This window comes from Paeniroseomonas aquatica, from assembly GCF_030409335.1.
In the GTDB taxonomy this organism is placed as follows: Bacteria; Pseudomonadota; Alphaproteobacteria; order Acetobacterales; family Acetobacteraceae; genus Belnapia; species Belnapia aquatica.
This window is the reverse complement of sequence record NZ_JAUFPN010000023.1, coordinates 1-7253: the sequence shown is the minus strand read 5'-3', so window position 1 is coordinate 7253 and position 7253 is coordinate 1. Positions and strand designations below refer to the sequence as shown.

At 65.4% G+C, this 7253-nt stretch carries 6 protein-coding genes and 1 pseudogene; 3 read left to right on the top strand and 4 right to left on the bottom strand.

The genetic code is table 11. From position 1 onward, the window contains the following. The first annotated feature begins 46 nt into the window (after positions 1-46). Both QWZ14_RS02780 and QWZ14_RS02775 read left to right on the top strand, forming a co-directional pair. Positions 47-1222 carry an MFS transporter gene (locus QWZ14_RS02780; RefSeq protein ID WP_290315041.1) on the top strand — a complete coding sequence of 392 codons (1176 nt, stop codon included), beginning with the start codon at positions 47-49 and terminating at the stop codon, positions 1220-1222. A 302-nt stretch (positions 1223-1524) separates the two neighbouring features. Then, complete coding sequence (locus tag QWZ14_RS02775) at positions 1525-2115, top strand: hypothetical protein (protein ID WP_290315040.1); 591 nt, start codon at positions 1525-1527, stop codon at positions 2113-2115. A 192-nt stretch (positions 2116-2307) separates the two neighbouring features. Here the strand turns inward: QWZ14_RS02775 and QWZ14_RS02770 are convergent. From QWZ14_RS02770 to QWZ14_RS02760, 3 genes and pseudogenes are all read right to left on the bottom strand, one after another. Beyond that, positions 2308-2553 (bottom strand): annotated as a pseudogene (locus QWZ14_RS02770) (DDE-type integrase/transposase/recombinase); the annotation flags it as partial. A 114-nt stretch (positions 2554-2667) separates the two neighbouring features. Then, the gene (gene ybaL, locus QWZ14_RS02765; RefSeq protein ID WP_290315039.1) at positions 2668-4398 is read right to left on the bottom strand and encodes a YbaL family putative K(+) efflux transporter; all 1731 of its coding nucleotides are present in this window, start codon (positions 4396-4398) and stop codon (positions 2668-2670) included. A gap of 34 nt (positions 4399-4432) precedes the next feature. Beyond that, on the bottom strand, positions 4433-4750 hold the full coding sequence (locus tag QWZ14_RS02760) for a hypothetical protein (protein WP_290315038.1): 318 nt from the start codon (positions 4748-4750) through the stop codon (positions 4433-4435). A 184-nt stretch (positions 4751-4934) separates the two neighbouring features. Here QWZ14_RS02760 and QWZ14_RS02755 point away from each other — a divergent pair, with 184 nt between their 5' ends. After that, the gene (locus QWZ14_RS02755; protein ID WP_290315037.1) at positions 4935-5552 is read left to right on the top strand and encodes a hypothetical protein; all 618 of its coding nucleotides are present in this window, start codon (positions 4935-4937) and stop codon (positions 5550-5552) included. 1037 nt (positions 5553-6589) lie between these two features. Here the strand turns inward: QWZ14_RS02755 and QWZ14_RS02750 are convergent. Beyond that, positions 6590-6790 (bottom strand): hypothetical protein, encoded by a 201-nt coding sequence (locus QWZ14_RS02750; protein WP_290315036.1) that lies wholly within the window; start codon positions 6788-6790, stop codon positions 6590-6592. Positions 6791-7253: the final 463 nt, after the last annotated feature.

Below are 7253 nucleotides of genomic sequence, written 5' to 3'. Positions count from 1 at the left end.
TCAGGATATGCGTTCGACTAAACCTGAAATGCTCTAGGGGGTGGCCGTGCAGCAACGATGGAAAGCTCTGGTGGTCTTGACAGCTGCCCGAACCAGTCTCGGCTTTCAAGTCCAGTCGGTTGGCTCCATCTCGCCTGTCTTGTTACCCGACCTTGGGCTGGATTACGTCGACCTCGGCACCCTCATCGGCCTCTATTTTCTGCCTGGCATCGCGCTAACCATTCCCGCGGGCATGTTCGGCCGATTGTTCGGCGACAAGCGGGTGGTGCTGACGGGCCTCGTGCTGATGGCAGCAGGCGCTGTCATCATGGGTATGGCGACAGGCTTCACCGGTCTCGCAGGCGGCCGCCTTGTCTCCGGCATAGGCTCGGTCCTGCTCAACGTGCTGATGGCCAAGATGGTGACCGACTGGTTTGCCGGGAGCCGCCAGATTGTCCTGGCGATGGCCATCTTCATCAACTCGTTCCCGGTGGGCCTCGGCTTGGCGCTTCTCACGCTGGGATGGCTGGCAGAGACGCATGGCTGGCCCATGGCGATGTTTGTCACCAGTGGGCTCACGGTTATCTCCCTGCTCATGGTCGCCCTGCTGTACCGGGTGCATCCGAATGACAGAGCCCAGGCCACCGGCCAAGCTGCCGCAAAAGGCAGTATCAGCAGCTATGAGGTGCTGATGGTGAGTGTGGCGGGGGCCATCTGGGGCGGTCTTAACGGGGTGCTCGCCATCATCTTCGGCTTCGTGCCCAGCTATCTGGTCGCTGGCGGCCTGCCCATTGCTTCGGTTGGGGTGGCGGCCGGTTTGGCGTCCTGGCTCATCGTCGCCTCGGGCTACCTCGGTGGCTACGGTGCTCAGCGTCTCGGCAATGTCGACACCGCCATGAAGGTCTGCCTTGGCGCCATATCGGTGTTCCTCCTCGCCATCCCGCTGACCTGGCCCATGCCCGCTCTGTTCCTCGCAGTTGCTGCCATGGGTTTGACGACCGGCATCATCATGTCGCTGCCCTCCCAGGTACTGCGCTCCGAAAACCGCGGGCTCGGCATGGGCATCTTCTTTCTCTGGCTCTACCTGGCGCAGACTTCCATGCCGCCCTTGGCCGGATGGTTGCAGGAAAGGACACAGAACACGGCGGCACCGCTTTATTTGGCCGCCGCCGCGATGCTGAGCCTACTGCCGCTCTACAGTGTCTTTCGGGCCACGGTTATCCGTTGGCCCCAAACGAACTGATAGAAAGAGGAGCAAAAGCTGCACCAATTCGGCTTGGCGGTGGGTGTCGGTTGGTCAAAGAGGCGCTGTAGGGCAGGCCTACCAAAGCCGCCAGCAAGCCAGCACCTCTTCCCCGCCAGTCCTCCCCGGTGGTTGAGCCACCCGGGCATATCGCAGCCGCGGTCCTCGCTGCTGCAGCCATTTGGCGGGTACCGGCGGCAGTCAAACTTGAAATTCAAATTTGAATCCCTCCTGACCCCAGCGGGCTGACATGCGATGCTCCCTGGCCGCTGACATCAGCACGCCAGCAGGGAAGGGGCCGCATGCCGAGGATTGCCCGCGAGGATCATGCAACGATCCGCCATCGGATTGACATCAAGGGACACAAGGTCGCCGAGGTGGCGGCCGCCTATGGCTGCACCCCGGCGAATATCTACGCCATCCTCGCCAGGCTGCGCCGGCAGGAGACGCCAGGCGCTGGGCAGGCGGTGGCCGCCGCCAGCATCACCGAAGTCCAGGCGACAGACGCGGCATCGGCGGACCTGCTCAGCGGATTGACCGACGTGGCATCGGAGCCCACGGCCTCTGTTGGCCCGCCAGAGCAGCATGCCGTGGCGTCGTCCGCCAGCCCTGCGGCACGTCCTGCCCTGGTGCCACCGCCACCGCCACGGAGCGGGCGCAGGGAGGCACCAGCTAGGCTGCCCTTGCCCGCACCCACCCTACCGGCCACCAAGGCAGGCTACGGCCTGCTGATGCGCACCATCGACGGGGAGGAGGCCATCCATCCCTTCCGATCGCTCGAGGAGCTGCTGTCGGCCGCCAAGCCGATCCTGCGGATGGCCGCACGCAGCTCGGAACCGGTGTGGTTCTCCATACAGCCGATCGACCTGGCGGCGCTGGAGGAGAGCTTCTGACGGGGATGGCCGATCGTGGTTGAAGGCGGCCGCGAGTTCAATCGACAGTGTCGGTAGGCAATCACCAATGCCAAAAACGGGGGGGGCGTGTTCGAGCGACCCTCTTCGGCCCCTTCCCAGGCGCTTCGCAGGCATTGCCAACTTGTTTGCTCAACAGCCGCGCTGGGACGCATCACGTGACCGCATGCGTTTTCAAAGCGTTGTCCGGGCGCAGGTCTCCTGCTGCCAGACTCCAAAAGCCTCAGCGCGGGCAAGCCGGTACTGGGATGCGGTCATGAGGTGCCGCCGCGGTCGGAAGTGACCGTAGATCATGCTGTGCGCTAACAGGAATCGCTGTGCCTGCCGGGGCGACTTGAAGCATTGCATCTGGCGCTCCCGGCGCCGGGTCGGGCGATGGGAGTTCTCGGCACGATTGTTGAGGTATCGGCTGGTTCGATGCCGCACCACCGCACCACCCACTTCGAAGCCACCTGCAAAACTTGGACGGAAAAGCCGTCCAATTTCAACCATGACCCGCACCATCAAATCCCGGGACCGAACATCTATGCGGGATCAGACACCCGGCGGCGTCGGTCGCAACGGGCCCAAGCCGGGGTGGAGCATCACCTGGGCCCCCGCAGTGTCGTCCAGCATCCGATGGGCGACCTCCCACTCCGCCATGATCACGCGGTCAGCGCCCAGCCGCCGCAGATGGCTCACACCGGCCTCGGAATGGGCACGAGCGAGGATTTCCAGCGCCGGGTTCGCGGCACGGGCCTGCTGCACCACCTGCCCGGCCTCAAACATCTCCGGCACCGTCACGAACAAGCGGCGTGCGGCGGGCAGGTTGGCGGCGGCCAGCACCTTGGGGTCGGCCGCGTTGCCCTGCACGGTCTCGACACCTATCGCCCGCGCCGCCATGACAGAATCCTCTGCGTCCCCCAGCACCAGCACAGGGCGCCCGACAGCGCGTAGCCCTGCTGTGACGAGAGAGCCCACTCGCCCATAGCCGATCACCACGTCATGGTCGCCCAGCGCGGTCACCGAGATAGGGATGCGTGGTGGGGGTGGCTCCGGCATCTGGGCAGGCGTGGTTGGCGGGAGTACTGGCCGTGAGGTCGCGGTTCGCCAGCGCTCCGCCAGGCCGAACAACACCGGGTTGAGCAGGATAGACAGGATCGCCCCGGCCAGCACGAGATCTCGCCCTTCGGGCGGTAGCAGCCCGAACGCGGCGCCTAGCTCTACCAATATGAAGGAGAACTCACCGATCTGCGCCAGGCTGGCGGAGATGCTCAGCGCTGTGCCGTGGTCCTGTCCGGAGACGCGCAGGATGCCGTAGGCCACCGCCGACTTGCCGAAGAGGATGATCGCAAGGACCGCCAGCACCGCGAAGGGCGCCACCAGCAGGATGCCGGGGTTGAACAGCATCCCGACCGAGACGAAGAACAGTACGGCGAAGGCGTCGCGCAGCGGCAGCGCCTCCTCCGCCGCGCGCTGGGAGAGCGGGCTTTCCGCCATCACCATCCCCGCCAGGAAGGCGCCGAGGGCGAAGGAAACGCCGAACAGCTCCGACGCACCAAAGGCCACCCCGAGCGCCACGGCATAGACGGCCAGCCGAAACAGCTCCCGCGAACCCGTGTGGGCGGCGTGGTGCATGATCCAGGGGATCACCCGGCGACCGCCTACCAGCATGATGGCGATGAAGCCGCCGACCTTGGCGAAGGTGATCAGGATGGTGACGACCAGATCCCCCGCCGAGGCGCCGGCGTCGCCCTTGAGGGCTGGCGCCAGCGATGGTAGCAGCACGAGCACGAGGATCGTCGCCAGATCCTCCACGATCAGCCAGCCCATGGCGATATGACCGCGCTCGGTATCCGCGATCCGCCGTTCCTGCAGTGCCCGCACCAGCACCACAGTGGAAGCGACCGACAGCGCCAGCCCGAAGACCAGGCCGGCGCCGATGCCCCAGCCAAACATCCAGGCCAGCCCCATTCCCATCAGCGTGGCGCCGGCCATCCGCCCCAGCGATCCCGGTATCGCAATCCGCCAGACCGCCGTCAGGTCCTTGAGCGAGAAGTGCAGCCCGACTGCGAACATGAGCAGGATTACGCCGATCTCGGCCAGCTGGTTCGCCATCTCCTGGTTCGCCACGATCCCGGGCGTGAAGGGTCCGACCGCGACGCCGGCCAGCAAGTATCCCACCAACGGCGAGACGCGCAGGCGATGCGCGACGACGCCGAACAGGAAGGCGAGACCCAGGCCGACGGCGAGGGTGGCGATCAGCTGGGGGTGGTGCTGGGGCAAGTGGCGTCCTGTGCGGCAGGTGGGTCCATCCGCCTTACCCGGCGGCGCGGCGCGCTGCCACCACTGATGGCACCAGCTGGACAATGTCGCCGCGGAAGCTGTCAGCCAGGGCGTCGTCTCCGCCGCCCCCACCTCCAATGCCGATGACACGCGGTGCCGTGGTTGCCGGTGTCGGCTTAGCCCCGCCTCCATGGCCACCGGCCGTGGCCTGGTTCATCGTCGAGCCCAAGCTGTCCCGCAGCAAGACGCCGTCGAGCACCGCGTCGCCCGGGGCCGCGGGCTCGATTGGCAGCGCTACGGCGCGCCCATCCGCGGCGATGCCATGAAGAACCTGCGGCACCGCGCCGATCATTCAGTTCAGCGTATCGTTTTGGCGAATGGCAGCAGGACAAACCAACGCTGATCGATGGTGGTCACAGACGTGAGGATTTATGCCAGCCCCCGCGCCAGCCGCTGAGGGCAAGCTTGCCAGGTCGGTGTTGCTGAGGCGTCTGAAGATCCCCAGATGCCGGTGATCTTCAGATCAAGGATCCTCCATGGCGCTGTCACCTGACCCGAAGCTCCACGAGGCCCTCGCCGTGGTTGCCAAGGCGATCGCCGCCGGCAAACTACCGTATCCCACGGACGAAGCGGACCAGCCGCCGGCCGCCGGCGACGATCGGGACCTCATTGGCCAGCTGGATGCGGAGGGTGGGGAGGTTTTGGGCGAAGCAGCCATGGCCGTGGCATTTGGTGCCTTCGCCGCACGTGGTGGTGACAATGGGCCAGTCCATACCTTGGTTGCCTCCATCGGTCTGATGGCGATGCTCGCAGGCGAGGAACCTGATCCGCCAGGTGAGATCGGCTCGGTGCTGACTGATGGCGATCAGGTCGAGGCGGAGATTGATCAGGCTGGCGAGCTTGCAGATCGGGTCTATGCCAGGTCGAAGTCGTGCGATGAGGCGATCGCGGCGTTGGAAGCCCGCATCGTTGGCACCGCCATCACGCTTGCTGGCTGCACCCTGCCGGATGACCAGGACGATCAGCAGGCCGTACGAGCACGAGCCGCGCGGTACCTGGCGCGGCTGTCAGCAGGTCTGCTCTTGATGAATCAAGCTCTGCACCATAGGGCGGACAAGCCGGCTGCTGTCGCAGCAAGCAACGACCAAATCTGAAGTTTTGATAAGACGACGGCGAACGCCTGATGTGATTGACGGGCCCTAGTCAATCGCAGCAGACGCCACTTATCTACGCTGTTCCAAGCCACCATGGAGCAGAAGCTGGAGCAGGGCACTTCTGCAATAGGGCCTGCCACTGCACCGAGAAAGCTCTGGCGGTAGTCAACAGGCAGGATCCTGATCGTGTCCTGCCTGTTGGTCAAAGCTGAGATCAGCTTTCCAAGCAGAATGGCCGTTTGAGGCTCGGCTTATTCAGCGTTAGTCGCGCCATCAGGCGGTACGCCATTCGTGGGACGGCCATCCTGCGCGGTCGGGCCATCCATTGGGGCCGCCTCTGATACATGCTTTTTCCGAGTGCTGGACCGGCGGGTGACAGCCTTCCTTGGCTGCGGGGGTGCTTCAGTAGCCTTGGGTACAACTCGACGTGCAGGTGAGCGCTTCGTGGCCTTCGGTGCAGAGGCCTCAGTCACCCTTTTCGAACGGGCCGGTTTAGCAGCGGCAGTCACAGTCTTACGGGCACTTGTTACACGCGACGACGAAGCTGCTTTGCGGGGCACAGGCGCTGCCCGACCACGGGCCGACTTGGCTTTCTCTTTTTGGCGGGTGGCTTTTTCCTTGTCTTTGCGGGCAGTCAGCTTTTCGCGGATTGCGGCAAGCGCTGCTCTGGCGACCTGCGACCGGCCAGCATCCGGAGTAGAATCCAAGGTCTCGAAGAAGGCTTTGATGACCTTGTTGGTACCGCGCGGAGCGGATGTTTCTGACTTCGCCATCGAGCTTTGTTCTCCTACATCGACTGCCAGCCATAACACTCATCTGCCACGATCGTACAAATCTTCGACGTCCGGCGGCTTCCTTGCTCGTGTCGCTTTCACGCTCATCGCGCTTGGATCATAGCACCGCCAGCGAGGATGGCGCCCCCTGGTCAGCCCCGCCCGCAAGTGCGATTCTCAGGTCGATCTATTGCATCAGCTGCCTCCGACTTGGGCACCAATCACGCACGAATGCGTGCCATCGCTGAATTCATGCCGGCTCATTCACTTCATGGTCTGCGGACCATTTGTTCCCGTCCTGCCGCGGGGCCCTGCCTTGGCGGCCCGCCCCACTGGTGGGGTCCACCCTTGCCGGTTGCGGGTTGCCCAGCCGAAGCGGTGGTCGCCCTCCAGCAGATGCAGATGCTCGCGCAGCCGATTGCGGCCGAGCCATTCCAGCGCCGCCTCCAGCTCCGCCAGCGACATCTCGTGCCGGGCCTGGTCGCCGAGGGCGCGCTTCAGCGCCGCGTTGTAGGCATGGTACAGACCCGCCCCCGCGGCGGCGCCACCGCGCCGGAGACGCCCTCCGCTGCATCCTCCACCGCCTGCGCCGCCACCTGCTCGCTCAGCTGGTGCCGCAACTGCCGCTCGGCGCCGGAGGGGGTCAGGAAGTCCCCCTGCGGCTCCGGCTCCCGCGCCGCCGCCAGATCAGGGNAGCGCGTTGCTCTCGAGCGGGACGATGGCTTGGCGCTGACGCGTCTCGGCGATCTCGCCCTCCAGCCAGTCCGGTAGTTCGGGCGCGGGCTGGCGGGGCGGCCGCGGGTCCTTGCGGAGCTGGCCCCCCTGCTCGCGCTCCATCCGCCAGCGGAACCGCGCGAACAGCGGGTCGTCGGGGTGGAAGACCAGGGCACGCTGCGCCGCATAGGGTCCGGCATGGGGGTCCACCCGC